16 protein-coding genes and 3 pseudogenes are annotated in these 13,217 nt (G+C 47.1%); 7 read left to right on the forward strand and 12 right to left on the reverse strand.

Features of this window, described 5'->3' with window-relative positions; all coding sequences use genetic code 11:
• Positions 1–23 precede the first annotated feature (23 nt).
• The 6 genes from JCM10519_RS28915 to JCM10519_RS28935 are packed head-to-tail and all read right to left on the reverse strand — an operon-like array spanning position 24 to position 2,189.
• A complete protein-coding gene (locus JCM10519_RS28915; protein WP_347843862.1) occupies positions 24–302 on the reverse strand; it encodes an ATP-binding cassette domain-containing protein in 279 nt (92 codons plus the stop codon).
• Complete coding sequence (locus tag JCM10519_RS28920) at positions 212–529, reverse strand: ATP-binding cassette domain-containing protein (protein ID WP_347843863.1); 318 nt, start codon at positions 527–529, stop codon at positions 212–214. Before JCM10519_RS28920 ends, JCM10519_RS28915 begins: the two co-directional genes overlap by 91 nt.
• Positions 483–1,058, reverse strand: coding sequence for an ABC transporter permease subunit (locus JCM10519_RS10960; RefSeq protein ID WP_347843864.1), 576 nt, complete (start codon positions 1,056–1,058; stop codon positions 483–485). The genes JCM10519_RS28920 and JCM10519_RS10960 overlap by 47 nt, the downstream gene beginning before the upstream one ends.
• Entirely contained in the window at positions 968–1,303 is a 336-nt protein-coding gene (locus JCM10519_RS28925) for a hypothetical protein (RefSeq protein ID WP_347843865.1), read from the reverse strand. Before JCM10519_RS28925 ends, JCM10519_RS10960 begins: the two co-directional genes overlap by 91 nt.
• Before the next feature lie 32 nt (positions 1,304–1,335).
• Positions 1,336–1,713, reverse strand: a complete 378-nt coding sequence (locus tag JCM10519_RS28930) for a hypothetical protein (protein WP_347843866.1) — start codon at positions 1,711–1,713, stop codon at positions 1,336–1,338.
• Positions 1,698–2,189, reverse strand: a complete 492-nt coding sequence (locus JCM10519_RS28935; RefSeq protein ID WP_347843867.1) for an ABC transporter substrate-binding protein — start codon at positions 2,187–2,189, stop codon at positions 1,698–1,700. The genes JCM10519_RS28930 and JCM10519_RS28935 overlap by 16 nt, the downstream gene beginning before the upstream one ends.
• A 581-nt stretch (positions 2,190–2,770) precedes the next feature.
• Here JCM10519_RS28935 and JCM10519_RS10970 point away from each other — a divergent pair.
• Positions 2,771–3,600 (forward strand): annotated as a pseudogene (locus JCM10519_RS10970) (purine-nucleoside phosphorylase).
• Here JCM10519_RS10970 and JCM10519_RS28940 read toward each other — a convergent pair.
• Entirely contained in the window at positions 3,498–3,710 is a 213-nt protein-coding gene (locus JCM10519_RS28940; protein WP_347844010.1) for a hypothetical protein, read from the reverse strand. The pseudogene JCM10519_RS10970 and the gene JCM10519_RS28940 sit on opposite strands and share 103 nt — an antisense overlap.
• A 168-nt stretch (positions 3,711–3,878) precedes the next feature.
• On the opposite strand from JCM10519_RS28940, the gene JCM10519_RS10975 reads away from it, so the two are divergent.
• From JCM10519_RS10975 to JCM10519_RS10990, 6 genes and pseudogenes are all read left to right on the forward strand, one after another.
• A complete protein-coding gene (locus JCM10519_RS10975; RefSeq protein WP_054739152.1) occupies positions 3,879–4,118 on the forward strand; it encodes an NAD(P)H-dependent oxidoreductase subunit E in 240 nt (79 codons plus the stop codon).
• A 2-nt stretch (positions 4,119–4,120) separates the two neighbouring features.
• The gene (locus JCM10519_RS28945) at positions 4,121–4,378 is read left to right on the forward strand and encodes a 4Fe-4S dicluster domain-containing protein (protein WP_347843868.1); all 258 of its coding nucleotides are present in this window, start codon (positions 4,121–4,123) and stop codon (positions 4,376–4,378) included.
• The gene (locus tag JCM10519_RS28950; protein ID WP_347843869.1) at positions 4,366–4,713 is read left to right on the forward strand and encodes a [Fe-Fe] hydrogenase large subunit C-terminal domain-containing protein; all 348 of its coding nucleotides are present in this window, start codon (positions 4,366–4,368) and stop codon (positions 4,711–4,713) included. The genes JCM10519_RS28945 and JCM10519_RS28950 overlap by 13 nt, the downstream gene beginning before the upstream one ends.
• A 76-nt stretch (positions 4,714–4,789) precedes the next feature.
• Positions 4,790–5,848, forward strand: a complete 1,059-nt coding sequence (locus JCM10519_RS28955; RefSeq protein WP_347843999.1) for a (Fe-S)-binding protein — start codon at positions 4,790–4,792, stop codon at positions 5,846–5,848.
• A pseudogene (locus JCM10519_RS10985) lies at positions 5,848–7,029 on the forward strand (SpoIIE family protein phosphatase). The gene JCM10519_RS28955 and the pseudogene JCM10519_RS10985 overlap by 1 nt, the downstream one beginning before the upstream one ends.
• A gap of 55 nt (positions 7,030–7,084) precedes the next feature.
• Positions 7,085–8,536 (forward strand): monomeric [FeFe] hydrogenase, encoded by a 1,452-nt coding sequence (locus JCM10519_RS10990; protein WP_054739157.1) that lies wholly within the window; start codon positions 7,085–7,087, stop codon positions 8,534–8,536.
• A gap of 49 nt (positions 8,537–8,585) precedes the next feature.
• On the opposite strand, the pseudogene JCM10519_RS10995 reads toward JCM10519_RS10990, so the two are convergent.
• From JCM10519_RS10995 to JCM10519_RS11010, 5 genes and pseudogenes are all read right to left on the reverse strand, one after another.
• A pseudogene (locus JCM10519_RS10995) lies at positions 8,586–8,832 on the reverse strand (spore coat protein).
• Between the two features lie 290 nt (positions 8,833–9,122).
• Complete coding sequence (gene phnD / locus JCM10519_RS11000) at positions 9,123–10,415, reverse strand: phosphate/phosphite/phosphonate ABC transporter substrate-binding protein (RefSeq protein ID WP_054739159.1); 1,293 nt, start codon at positions 10,413–10,415, stop codon at positions 9,123–9,125.
• Positions 10,416–10,419: 4 nt separating this feature from the next.
• The gene (locus JCM10519_RS28960; RefSeq protein ID WP_347843870.1) at positions 10,420–10,596 is read right to left on the reverse strand and encodes a hypothetical protein; all 177 of its coding nucleotides are present in this window, start codon (positions 10,594–10,596) and stop codon (positions 10,420–10,422) included.
• Entirely contained in the window at positions 10,593–10,994 is a 402-nt protein-coding gene (locus JCM10519_RS11005; protein ID WP_054739160.1) for a hypothetical protein, read from the reverse strand. The genes JCM10519_RS28960 and JCM10519_RS11005 overlap by 4 nt, the downstream gene beginning before the upstream one ends.
• Positions 10,995–11,459: 465 nt before the next feature.
• The gene (locus JCM10519_RS11010; RefSeq protein WP_054739448.1) at positions 11,460–13,205 is read right to left on the reverse strand and encodes an NADH-dependent [FeFe] hydrogenase, group A6; all 1,746 of its coding nucleotides are present in this window, start codon (positions 13,203–13,205) and stop codon (positions 11,460–11,462) included.
• Between the last annotated feature and the right edge of the window lie 12 nt (positions 13,206–13,217).

Consider the following 13,217-nt stretch of genomic DNA (forward strand, 5'->3'; position numbering starts at 1 on the left):
GGGTGCTTATGATGACCAGCTTGTCACGGGTTTTTTTCTTTGATATATTGGATTACGGTCCGTTTTGTGTTCTCATCAAGACCGGTAAAGGGTTCGTCCATTAAGACCATGCCGCAAGGGACCGACAAGGCTCTTACAATGGCGACACGGCGCTTCATTCCGCCGCTTAAGGTGGATACGGGGCGGGATAAGGCTTCTTCCGGAAGAAGCCTTAAAGCTCCTCTCTGGCCTGTTTTCTGCTTTGGGAGGAACGGCCGGGAATTACCATGGTAATGTTGTCGACCGGAGTAAATGACTCGCACAGACGGTTCTCCTGAAACACGGCGGAGGCTCTTGTGCCTTGAAGCCCTTCAATGGAGCCGGAGTCAGCCTGCTCAAGTCCCAGAAGGATACGTAAGAATGTGGTTTTTCCAGATCCTGAGGGCCCCATAAGACAGCAGATCTGGCCGGAATGAAGGGAAAGCTTTACCTGCATGAACACTTTAAGACTTCCAAAGGATTTGGACAGATGATTCACCTTTAATTCCATGGGTCATACCTCCTGTTTTTTTATGGGATTTCAAGCCGGCATCTGCAAGGCTTAAAAGCCATAAAAAGAATTTTTCGAAAAGGGCGCTGATCACGATAATGACCAGGGTCCAGGCAAAAAGGTCTGCAGTACTTAAATAAATTTTTGCCATATAGAGCTTTTCGCCGATGGAATGGTTTGGGACTCCGATCACCTCTGCAGCGACTCCGGATTTCCAGCCCATGCCCAAAGCCACCCTGCAGCCGCTTATAAGGTAGGGGAGAAGGGCGGGGCGGTAAATATAAAAGAGCTTCTTTTTGCCTTGCATATGGAAAACCCGGGCCATTTCCAAAAGTTTTGGATCAGTACTCTTAAATCCTGCCATGGTATTTATGTAAATAATGGGGAATACCACAAGAAAGGCAATAAAAACGGACAAATTCTCAGAACCTACCCAGATCAGGCCAGTATGACAAAAGAAGCCACCGGAACCGACTTGATCAGGGACATAAGCGGTTCCAGCAAGTCCTTCAAAAGGGGGAAACGCCATGCAGCTCCCCCGGCCAGGATTCCTGTCACAAAAGCCAGGAGGAATCCAAGGCTTATCTTTCCAAAGGAGAGGGCAATGGTTTTCCAGAAGCCGGACATGGCTGCCTGAATCCATAAAGCCTGGATTACCTCCAAAGGGCCTACCAGTATGATGCTGTTGTGCACGAACATGCTTGCTGCCTGCCATGCCAGAAGCCAGAGAAAGATGATACCGGCCTTTTTAACCGGGAGAGCTGTTGGTTTCATAATGGGAATCTCCTTATAAAGCTTTGCCTTAATTACGGCATATAGTAGAAATCATCGGCTGGCAGCGTTCCGCCCACGGAAGACGGCTCCATATCGAAAAGAACCTTTAAATAACCGCTTAACAGGGACTTCATCTGGTCTCCGTCCACATAGGTGATGCTGCAGTATGGGATGGCTTTTTCAGCAACAGGGGCTTTCTCAATAATTCCGGCAGCAGCTACCAGAGCCGCGGTTTCGGTTACATTGGCATTGGAAAATTCAGCGGATTCCTTATGCTCCGCCATAAAGGCAGCAATGGATTCCTGGTGGTCTTTGATCACGTCATTGCGGCAGATGGTAACTCCGGTCACAAGGCTGCCGCCGCTTTCACCGGCTGTGGAATCCCATTCCTTTGTCAGGTCAAGAACCATTTTAAGGGCGTCATTCTGAGCATGGCTGCTGTTACAAAGGGCTGTGGAAGAAGACCCACTGCATCAGGCTTTTCCTTCAGGATCGAAGCGACCTCAGCGGCTTCGGATTTATATTCCAGGGTTACGTCGTCAGTGGTTAAGCCGTTGGCTTTAAGCACATGCTGAAGGGCATAGTCCGGTGTGGTTCCCTTGCCGGTTAAGTAAACGGTCTTTCCCTTTAAGTCTGCAGCTGTTTTGATGGAATCATCGGCAGATACCCCGTAGAGAACACCCAGGGTGTTAATATCCAGGACGGTCACCTCATGATTGGTTTTGTTATAAATGATAGAGGCCATATTGGCGGGTACAAGTGCGACATCCAATTCCTTGTTTACAATTTTTCCAAGGAGTTCATCGGCAGCAGTCACCATGGTAAAATCATAGGAGCCTTTTGCATCGCCTTTTTCAGACTGGTCCATCAGCTTTACAAGGCCCATGGAGGTAGGCCCTTTCAGGGAACCGATTTTTAAGGTATAGCTGTCGGCAGGTTTTTGGGCTTCAGACGTTTCTTCTGCTGTCTCAGAGGCGGTTTCCTTTTCTGAGGCAGAGGCTGCCTGGGTATTTTCGGTGCCGCCCTTTGCACAGCCGGAGAGAAGGGCAGCCGTTACGGCAAAAGCCGTTAAAACTGATAATACTTTTTTTCATAATGATCCTCGCTTTCTGTCCGTACCTGTCATGGTCTTTTTTTTACGATTATCGAAAAATCCCACACCAACAGGCATGGGATTTCCGGTTTACGTATTCTCCTCGCCTTCGCCGTCAGGGATCCTTCCGGGTTAGTACGAACACCTTCAGTATATCATTATTCCCCCATATTTGTCAAAATATAGATACAGATATATGAGGAGATGTGGTATACTGTATATACCTATGTCTATCAAGTCTGACAGGAGTGTGAAACACCCTGCGGGTATCCCTGAATGCCCCAAAAGTGTGGACGGTAACAATGAAACACCCTGGGGGTATACCTGTATGTCCGAAAGACGTGGACGGTAACAATGAAAGGAGAAAAAGGTATATGAATGAAGTATATGAAAAGCTTAAGAATTGTTTGGAAAGTGTACGGGAGAAAACTGACTTTGTCCCGGAAATAGCTCTGATCCTGGGGTCTGGCCTTGGGGAATATGCAGAGGAGATAAAGGTGGAGGCATCCATTGATTATAAGGACATTGAAGGATTTCCGGTATCAACGGTGGCAGGACATAAAGGAAGGTTTGTATTCGGATATGTAAACGAGGTTCCGGTTGTCATCATGCAGGGGCGGGTACATTTCTATGAGGGGTACCCAATGACGGATGTAGTGCTTCCGGCCAGGCTGATGGGCCTTTTGGGAGCAAAGGTCCTGTTTCTGACCAATGCCTGCGGCGGTGTAAATAAGGAGTTTAAGCCAGGAGATTTCATGCTCTTAAGGGATCATATTGCAAGCTTTGTTCCATCTCCGTTAATCGGGGCTAATTTAGAAGAGCTGGGGCCCAGATTTCCGGACATGAGTGATGTTTACAGCAAAGAGCTGCAGCAGATCATCAGAGGGGCAGCAGGAGAAGAAGAGATCAGTCTTAGGGAAGGTATTTACATGCAGCTTTCCGGCCCGGCTTATGAGTCTCCGGCAGAGGTACAGATGTGCCGCATTCTGGGAGCTGATGCTGTGGGAATGAGCACAGCCTGTGAAGCGGTAGCTGCAAACCACATGGGAATGAAGGTTTGCGGTATTTCCTGCATCACCAATATGCCTGCGGCATTACGGATCAGCCTTTAAGCCATGGAGAGGTACAGGAGACAGCAGACCGGGTTGCACCTTTGTTTAAACGGCTGATTACAGCTTCTATTACAAAGATCGCGGGCAAATAGGAACGAAAGGCACAGGCAAGAGGTCTTGGAACCGGGGATAGCATGAATCCTTCCATGACTCTTGCCTTTGCCGGCCTTCCGGCGGCTTTCAAAGCTGCGGTTTCATACATATGGCCTGATTGACGCAGAGAAGCAGGAGATTGCAGAGACAATTATTTCCTGTATTTGAAAAAGAACAGGAAACCGATAAAAAAATTATTGATAAAAATATAACGATATGCGATAATATTTAAAAAGGGCAATCAAATGCAAGGTATTTAATTGGAGGGAGAATATTCATGAGAGTAACAATTTGTATAGGGAGCGCATGCCATTTAAAGGGTTCCAGAGAAATCATCGCCCAGCTGCAGACCCTTGTGAAAGAGAACCGCCTGGAGGATAAGGTGGACTTAAACGGTTCCTTTTGCTGCGGTGACTGCGTAAATGGCGTTTGTGTGACCGTGGAGGGTCAATTATACTCTTTAAAACCAGAAGATACAAAGGAGTTTTTTGACAAAGAAATCATGGGGAGGCTGTAATCATGGGAATCATTGATTTCAAGGCTACTAAATGCAAGCATTGCTATAAGTGTATTCGTAACTGCGAAGTCAAGGCAGTCATGATTCGGGATGAGCGGGCTGAAATTATGCCGGATAAGTGCATTTTATGCGGAAAATGCATGCAGGTCTGTCCCCAGTCGGCTAAAACCCTGGTAAGTGATTTAGAACTGGTAAAGGGCTTTATTGACGCAGGCTCCGGACGGTCATCTCCCTGGCCCCGTCTTATATGGGCTTGCTAAGCTATAAGACTATCGGCCAGGTAAACGGGGCGCTTCGGAAGCTGGGATTTGAGGACGTCCGGGAGACTTCGGAGGGAGCGGCTGTTGTAACAGCGGAATATGCAAGGCTTTTAGAAGAGGGGGAGATGGAGAATATCATCACCACCTGCTGTCCCAGCGTCAACGATTTAATTGAGATTTATTATCCCCAGCTGATTCCATATATGGCTCCTGTGGTATCTCCTATGATTGCCCATGGAAAGATGATAAAAGAAGAACTGGGACCTGAGGTAAAGGTGGTTTTTTCTTGGACCATGCATAGCAAAGAAAAAGGAAGCAGGAGACCCCCGCCATGATGGTATATTGATGCTGTCCTGAATTTCAATGATATTTCCAGATGGCTTTCCGAAGAGGAAATCACCATTGAAGACTGTGAGGATGTCCCGTTTACCAGATCCCAGAGTCAACCGCCTTTATCCGGTTACCAATGGAGTGGTGAATTCTGTTCTTGCCACGGAAGAGGGACGGGATGGATACCGGAAGTTTTATGTCCATGGCAGCCTTAACTGCATGGATCTATGCGAAAGCATGATGCGGGGAGGAATTAAAGGCTGCTTTATTGAGATGAATATGTGCTCTGGCGGCTGCATAAAAGGGCCCACCGTGGATGATGAGAGCGTATCCAGATTCAAGATCAAGCTTGATATGGAGGATGCCATTGAAAAGGAACCGGTGCCGATTGAGGAGCTGAACCCTGTCCTGGAACGTATTTCCTTCAGGAAGTTGTTTATGGACCGGGCGCCAAGAGATGTCATGCCAACGGAAGTCCAGATCCAGGAGATATTAAAGATGACCGGAAAGACCAGGCCTGAGGATGAGTTAAACTGCGGTGCCTGCGGATATTCCACCTGCCGGGAAAAGGCCATAGCAGTTTTCCAGAAAAAGGCGGAGCTTAATATGTGCATTCCGTTTATGCACGAAAAGTCAGAGTCCTTATCCAATCTGGTGATGCAGACCTCTCCCAATATTGTTCTGATTGTGGATAAAGATATGAAGATATTAGAGTATTCTGCAGTGGGGGAAAAGTATTTTGGAAAGACCAGGCAGGAAGCCTTAACCATGTATTTATATGAGTTTATTGATCCTTCTGATTTTCAGTGGGTTTATAATACCCATCAGAAGATCCATGGAAAAAAGGTGACTTACGGGGAATACCGTATTTCCACTCTTCAGAATATTATATACATCGAAAAAGAAGATGTGGTATTAGCCACCTTCATAGATATCACCAAAGAGGAAGAACAGGCAAGGCAGGAATACGAAAAGAAGCTGGAGACCATTGAACTGGCACAGAAGGTCATTCACAAGCAGATGATGGTGGCCCAGGAAATTGCAGGTCTTTTAGGGGAAACCACTGCGGAGACCAAAACTACCTTAACAAAGCTTTGCAGATCCTTATTGGATGAGGGAAGTGAAAGTGAGGTCAAGTGATGGGAGTTACCGTTGATGTTGCATACATGAGCCTGAATAAATTCAAGGAAGTATTGTGCGGTGATAAGGTAGAGCTTTTGCAGACCGAGGATTCCAATATCATGATTCTCGCCGACGGCATGGGCAGCGGGGTAAAGGCCAACATTTTAGCGACCATGACCTCCAAGATTCTTGGAACCATGTTCTTAAATGGCGCGACCCTTGATGAGTGTGTGGAAACCATTGTAGAAACTCTTCCGGTATGCCAGGTGCGCCAGGTGCCTATTCGACCTTCAGCATCCTTCAGGTATTTCATGACGCGAAGCCTATCTGGTAGAATTTGATAATCCCGGCTGTATCTTTATCAGGGACGGAAACCTGGTTTCCATACCCCAAAACGTCAGGGTCATCCGTGATAAAAGGATCAATGAATACCGTTTTAGGGTGAAAAAAAGGCGATGCGCTGATCCTGATGAGCGACGGGACCATCCATGCAGGAGTTGGGAAACTTCTGAACTTTGGCTGGCTGTGGGAGGATGTTGCTTCCTATGCGGTGAAGCAGTACCGCCTGACCATATCCGCAGCCCGTCTTGCTTCTGTTTTGAGCCGTGCCTGTGATGAACTGTATCAGTACCGGCCCGGCGATGATACTACGGTTGCTGTCATGAGGATCATTGACCGCAAGCCGGTGCATTTGATGACAGGCCCTCCAAAAAAAGCCGGAAGATGACTGCAGTATGGTGAATGATTTTATGTCAGGAGACGATACTGCAAAGAAAGTTGTCTGCGGAGGGACCAGTGCAAATATTGTTTCCAGGGTAACCGAAAAGAAGCTGTCAGTTTCCCTGGATTATGATGACCCGGAAATTCCGCCCATTGCTTATATCGACGGAATTGAACTGGTTACGGAAGGTGTTTTGACTTTAAATAAAGTTTTAAAGCTTTTAAAGCGTTATGTGGAGAATGAATCCGTTACAGAGGAGTTTTTCCTGGAACTGGATAAGCCAAACGGCGCTTCCATGGTAGCGAAGATGATCATTGAGGATTGTACGGAGCTTAATTTATACGTGGGAATGGCCATTAACAGCGCTTATCAGAACCCTGGCCTGCCCTTTGATTTGGGGATACGCCAGAATCTTGTGGAGCAGTTAAAGCATGTAGTGGAAGAAATGGGGAAAAGGGTTATAGTAACCTATTATTAAATTGGAATAGACATTGATACAGCCACGAAATGTGGAAGTTACAAGGAGGAAAAATATGGCAACAAATGATGCAACATTACTTCGTATAAAGCATCAGGTTTTAAATGAAGTGGCGAAGCTTGCATGGGAAGGGAAGCTGGAGGCAGAAAGGAATGAGATTCCTTATAAGATCATTCCAGGCCCCAAGGCCCAGTTCCGCTGCTGCATTTACAGGGAACGGGAAATCATCAGAGAAAGAATCCGCCTGGCGGAAGGCCTCTGTCCCAGCGGAAGGGATACGAAAAACGTAGTTCAGGTAATCAGCTCTGCCTGCGAGGACTGTCCCATTACCCGGTATGTGGTAACCGATAACTGCCAGCTGTGTATGGGCAAGGCGTGCCAGGGTTCCTGTAATTTTGATGCCATCAGCATGGGACGTGACCGTGCCTATATTGATCCTGATAAATGCAAGGAATGCGGAAAATGTTCTCAGGCATGTCCTTATAATGCCATTGCGGACCTGACCCGGCCATGTAAAAAGAGCTGCCCTGTAGATGCCATCACCATGGATGAAAACGGCATTGTGGTCATTGACGAGAGCAAATGCATCCAGTGCGGTGCCTGCATTCACGGCTGTCCCTTCGGAGCCATTGATTCCAAGACATTTCTTGTGGATGTCATTAACCTTATTAATGCAGGGAAACGGGTGGTTGCCATGGTCGCTCCGGCGACGGAAGGCCAGTACGGCCCGGAAATCACCATGGCAAGCTGGAGAACGGCCTTAAAGAAAATCGGCTTCCAGGATATGATTGAGGTTGCCCTGGGCGGCGATTTAACCGCTGCAGCAGAAGCAGAAGAATGGGCGGAGGCTTATAAGGAAGGCAGGAAGATGACTACCTCCTGCTGTCCGGCATTTGTAAACATGATTAAACAGCATTATCCTATGCTCCTTGAGAATATGTCCACCACCGTATCTCCTATGTGTGCCGTATCCAGAATGGTGAAGGAAAAGGACCCGGAGACGATTACTGTTTTCATTGGGCCGTGTATTGCAAAGAAGAGCGAAACTCTGGATTTGAATATTATGGACAACGCAGATTATGCCCTGACCCTGGGAGAGATTGGGGCAATGATGGCAGCAAAGGGCGTGGAACTTGAGCCGGAGGAAAATACTTATCAGGCCGGATCCGTATTTGGTAAGCGTTTTGGAAATGGCGGCGGTGTGACTGCGGCTGTTCTGGAATGTTTAAAGGAATCGGAAGAAAGCACGGATATAGAAGTCCTTAAATGCAATGGGGCTGCTGAATGCAAGAAAGCTTTAATGCTCCTTAAGATTGGCAGGCTTCCAGGAGACTTCATAGAAGGAATGGCATGCGTGGGAGGCTGTGTAGGCGGCCCAAGCAGGCATAAGAGCGAGAATGAAGCAAAGAAAGCCCGTGATCTGCTGATCAAACAGGCAGACGGAAGGGAAGTTCATGAGAACTTACGAAACCAGGGCCTTCAGGAAGTACCGATGCACAGGCATTAATAAAAAGCTATGGCTGTCCCATTTACGGGAACACCCATAGCTTTTTATTTTACATTCCTGCGAACTGGTTCTTAACTTTGGAAAGTTTCTGCTGTTCTGCCTGATCTGTGGTATACCATCCCTTTGCGGACATTTTTTTTGTAGATATCGCTTTGCATGCACAGGCTGTCGTTTAATGCGGTGTCAAAAGTCTGATGCACGTTCATGGTAGGGGATTCAATGGTTCCATGCAGGTATAAGTCACACACTCCTTTTGCGGTGTGGAGCAGATTCTCCATAATAGTCTTGTCATCCATATGTGATTCCTCCTTACACTAAGTTATAGAAGCTGTCGAAAATCTGCTGGTGCTTCTGCATAAGCTGCTGTGCACAAGCTTTTAATTCAGGATCCTGCAGATTCTGTGTCGCTTCCTGACACTGGGTTTTAAAAATTTTTCATGACCAAGAGCATCTTCAATATAATTTAATTCTTTTGGGCTCATGTCTCATCACCTCCAGTCTTAGTATGGAGCTTTTCACATAATCCATGCACTCTGGGATTAATTCTTTATTGGTGGATAAAAATGGAAATATTATGTATTCAAAATTAATTGTTTAAGCGCCTGATAATATCATACGCTTTATCTTCATTCCTGACAAAGCCCTGAACGGTCGTATCGATTCCGCTGTTATTGCTGAAATCCACAAAGGCACTGCGGAGCTTTTCCATGAGCATGGAGGGCATGTCCTTTCTGACGGCCAGGGCATCCTTGGGAATTTCCTCTGTACGGGCAATAATGATCAGTTCATCCGTGAAAAGTCCGTCTGCATGCGCCTGATTGTAAACCTCGTCATAGGTTGCGCCCGCGTCCACTTCTCCGGCCAGAATGGCGTTGACAACATTATTGTGATTGCCTAAGAAGACGACCTTTTCAAAAATGGTGTCCGGATCCATATGGTTTTGCTTCATCATATCCCGGGCGTACAGATAACCGGACGCGCTTTTTTTATCGACGTAGGCAAAGGTCTTTCCTTTTAAGTCATTGAGGGAATGCACCCTGCCGTCCTTGCGGGCCACAATGTACCCTTGGTAGGAGCAGCGGCCCTGGACCTTGGGAGTAACGAGCACATTTGCCCCACATTTTTCATGGGCGTTGACATACGCAAACGGAGAAAACCAGCCAACGTCAATGATGCTCTTTTCCACACTTTCACTGAGTGCGTCATAGCTTCTGACAATAAGGGGGCGGCATTTCAGTCCCACGCTTGCGCATACCTGCTCGAGGATGGGCACATAGGTTTTGCGGATACGTTCGGGCTCGACAAAGGGATTGACACCAAAGATAATTTCATCCGGCTTTTTGAAAACCATGGCATCCTGCTGCAGTATTTCCGCAGTTTCGCCGATTTTGTTGCAGAAGGAAAGAATGGTTTCGTTTTTCTTCTGCTGGACATTTACCATATCAATGGCGGAGCTGGAAACATGGTGGGTCTTTTGTACCGCCTCTGCGACATTTTCCACTGCGTTTTCAATCTCAGCTGCCGTATTCTTCTGAATCAGCGACTCCTGGGTAAGGCCGGAAATCGCCTTCTGAACATCCTTAAGGATCGAGTTGATTTCCTGAATGATCTGAGAGGATTCCGTGACAATGTTGTCCACATTTTTCATCTTGTCACCGATTTCGGTCATGGCTGCGTTGGAGGTCTGTATTTTATCCACAATATTTTTGACCACGCCTTCAATGACGGAGATCGCATCGTTCGTCTGCATCGCGAGCCGCCGGATTTCCCCGGCAACAACGGAAAAGCCCTTGCCAGCCTCTCCGGCCCGGGCGGCCTCTATGGAAGCATTCAGTGCAAGAAGATTGGTCTGGCTGGATATGGTTCGGATAGAGTCCACAATTTCATTGATTTTCGCAGAGGATTTTTTTAAGCTCCAGGTTGCTGTCGGAAGCGGCCTTGATGACCGTTGTAAGATCCAGGATGAAACTCCCGATGCTTCGGAGCGTCTGCTCATTTTTGTCCAGCATTTCAATGGAGTTTTTGGAATGATCCTCGATTTTTATAATCCCGAAATTCAAATTGGTACATGCTCCGACGAGCTCATTGATGCTTGCATTGATTTCTTCTGAACTGGCCGCATTCTGTTCGCTGAGCTTTTCAATCTCATAAGAAACTTTGCAACCTTTTCAAAGGTTTTCATGTTGTCATTGGAAAGCCAGATCAGCTGCTGGGAGTCAAAGCCCATGGTTTCCGCGATCTGAAAAAGCCGTTCCCCCAGGTTGTCCTGATGGACGGGACGGGATTCCCCGCTGTTTTTTCTAAACAGGACGGAGACGGCAGTCAGAATCAGGCTGCTCCCGATCACGGAATAGAGAAAACCGCCCATTCCGCTGAGTTGGAACAATAATCCTGCCGCCTGAAGAATGAGAATTGCAATTATAGAAATAAGGACTGGCTGTTTCGATGTAAAATTCATTTTTCTACCACCTTAGCAATCAAAAATTTTAGTTCAAAATTGATAAAGTTTCATTTCATTACTTTCATTTCTCTTATGTACATAATATTATTTTATTTCAAATCTTATAATCTAACAGTGCTCTGCTAGTTTTCCAGTCAGAATCAGTTCCCGATATATCTACGGCCTTTGTTCATGCAGAAAGCTCAGACGGAGCAGTCCATATTTCCCCAAGTTGCAAGCTCGGCTTTCCCCTTAATTTCAATGTTTGGATAAAGCAGACCGTCAATCTCTGTATATTCAAATTAAAACTTTGCCATAAAGCAAATCCTCCAACAAAGATTATTTACAATTCATCCGTAATCGTTTGGCCATACACTAAACAACTATGATTTTCGTAAACATCCTTATTGGAGGATTTCTAATTATAAAGGGTGTTTTTTTAGTCAGGCGGATATTCGCAATCCGTGACCCTGCTTGATTCGGTTAAATTTCGTTTATTTTCCTCTTTACGTAAGTTGTGTGAAGCAGGTGATGAGCCTTTTCACTTCCCGGCTCTCCAAGGTAGGTTTCATAAAGTTCCTTGATTGCAGGGTTTTCGTGAGATTTACGAATGGTTTTGGCAGCATCTTCATCATAAAGAACCTTGGCGCGCAGGCTGCGGATATCGGTTGTATTGCGCACATAGCCAGGCTGCTGGGGCTGGCCGCCGCCGTTTACACATCCGCCGGGACAGCCCATGATCTCGATGAAGTGATAGTCTGCTTCTCCGGATTTTACCCGGTTAAGGAGTTCTTTTGCATTGCCCAGGCCGGAAGCAACTGCAACATTGACATCCATATCGCCTACACGGTAGGTGGCCTCCTTAATTCCCTCTGTTCCCCGGACATCGGTGAAGTCAGGTCTTTCAAGCTCTTCGCCGGTCAGGCTTTCCACAGCGGTTCTTAAGGCTGCTTCCATAACGCCGCCGGTGGCTCCGAAGATAACGGCTGCACCGGTACCAAGCCCTAACGGTGTATCAAAATCTTCGTCCGGAAGCTCTGTGAACCGGATTCCCGCTTGTTTGATCATTCTGGCCAGTTCTCTGGTGGTCATGGAATAATCTACGTCAGGAGTGCCGTTGGCATCCTGGTCATCTCTTCCGATCTCGAATTTCTTAGCAGTACATGGCATCACGCTGACGGATACAATATCCTCCGGATTCAGACCCATCTTTTCCGCATAGTAGGATTTGGCGATGGCACCGAACATCTGCTGCGGGGATTTGCAGGAGGATAAATTCTCTGTCATATCCGGGAAGTAGTGCTCGCAGTATTTGATCCAGCCTGGAGAACAGGAGGTGATCATCGGAAGAACGCCGCCATTTTGCACACGTTCAATGAATTCATGCGCTTCTTCCATAATGGTTAAATCGGCGCTGAAGTTGGTATCAAATACCTTGTCAAAGCCCAGTCTTCTTAACGCGGCAGCCATCTTGCCTTCCACATTGGTTCCGATGGGATAACCGAATTCTTCTCCCAGGCCTGCACGTACGGCAGGAGCGGTCTGGACGATCACATGCTTTGACGGGTCTGCAATGGCAGCAGCCACTTCGTCAATGCTGCTCTTTTCATAGAGAGCGCCGGTAGGACATACTGCAATACACTGTCCGCAGGAGACACAGCTTGTTTCACCAAGTCCTTTGTCAAAGGGGGAGCCGATAACGGTAGCAAATCCACGCTCATTAGGTCCGATCACGCCGATTCCCTGAACCTTTTCACAGACAGCGGAACAGCGGCGGCACAGGATACATTTGCTGTTGTCACGCACCATATGGGCTGCACTTTCATCAGGGGTTGTAGAAGTTTTTGCTCCATCGTAATAATCATCAACTTCAACGCCCAGTTCCTTACATAAGGTCTGTAACTCACAGTTTCCGCTGCGGACGCAGGATAAACAGGAACGGTCGTGATTGGAAAGGATCAGCTGAAGCGTTTTCTTTCTGTAATCACGCAGCTTGGGTGTATTGGTCCATACTTCCATTCCAGGATTGATTGGGTATACGCAGGAAGCAGCCAGTCTGCCGCCATTGATCTCAACGGTACAGATACGGCAGGCAGCGATTTCATTCATATCTTTTAAAAAGCATAAAGTCGGTATCTCAACATGGGCCAGTCTGGCAGCTTCCAGGATGGTGGAGCCTGCCGGAGCGCTTACGTCCATGCCATTGATTTTTATTGTGATATTCTCCATGATCCAATTTCC

Source organism: Clostridium sp. NkU-1 (assembly GCA_001312405.1).

Coding starts and splice junctions, on each gene's coding strand:
- JCM10519_RS11010 (WP_054739448.1), bottom strand. CDS start 13,205: ATGGAGAATATCACAATAAAAATCAATGGCATGGACGTAAGCGCTCCG.
- JCM10519_RS28935 (WP_347843867.1), bottom strand. CDS start 2,189: ATGGGCCTTGTAAAGCTGATGGACCAGTCTGAAAAAGGCGATGCAAAA.
- JCM10519_RS28930 (WP_347843866.1), bottom strand. CDS start 1,713: ATGGTTCTTGACCTGACAAAGGAATGGGATTCCACAGCCGGTGAAAGC.
- JCM10519_RS28925 (WP_347843865.1), bottom strand. CDS start 1,303: ATGAAACCAACAGCTCTCCCGGTTAAAAAGGCCGGTATCATCTTTCTC.
- JCM10519_RS10975 (WP_054739152.1), top strand. CDS start 3,879: ATGAGAGTAACAATTTGTATAGGGAGCGCATGCCATTTAAAGGGTTCC.
- JCM10519_RS28950 (WP_347843869.1), top strand. CDS start 4,366: ATGGGCTTGCTAAGCTATAAGACTATCGGCCAGGTAAACGGGGCGCTT.
- JCM10519_RS28920 (WP_347843863.1), bottom strand. CDS start 529: ATGGAATTAAAGGTGAATCATCTGTCCAAATCCTTTGGAAGTCTTAAA.
- JCM10519_RS28945 (WP_347843868.1), top strand. CDS start 4,121: ATGGGAATCATTGATTTCAAGGCTACTAAATGCAAGCATTGCTATAAG.
- JCM10519_RS11005 (WP_054739160.1), bottom strand. CDS start 10,994: ATGAATTTTACATCGAAACAGCCAGTCCTTATTTCTATAATTGCAATT.
- JCM10519_RS10990 (WP_054739157.1), top strand. CDS start 7,085: ATGGCAACAAATGATGCAACATTACTTCGTATAAAGCATCAGGTTTTA.
- JCM10519_RS28940 (WP_347844010.1), bottom strand. CDS start 3,710: ATGTATGAAACCGCAGCTTTGAAAGCCGCCGGAAGGCCGGCAAAGGCA.
- JCM10519_RS10960 (WP_347843864.1), bottom strand. CDS start 1,058: ATGGCGTTTCCCCCTTTTGAAGGACTTGCTGGAACCGCTTATGTCCCT.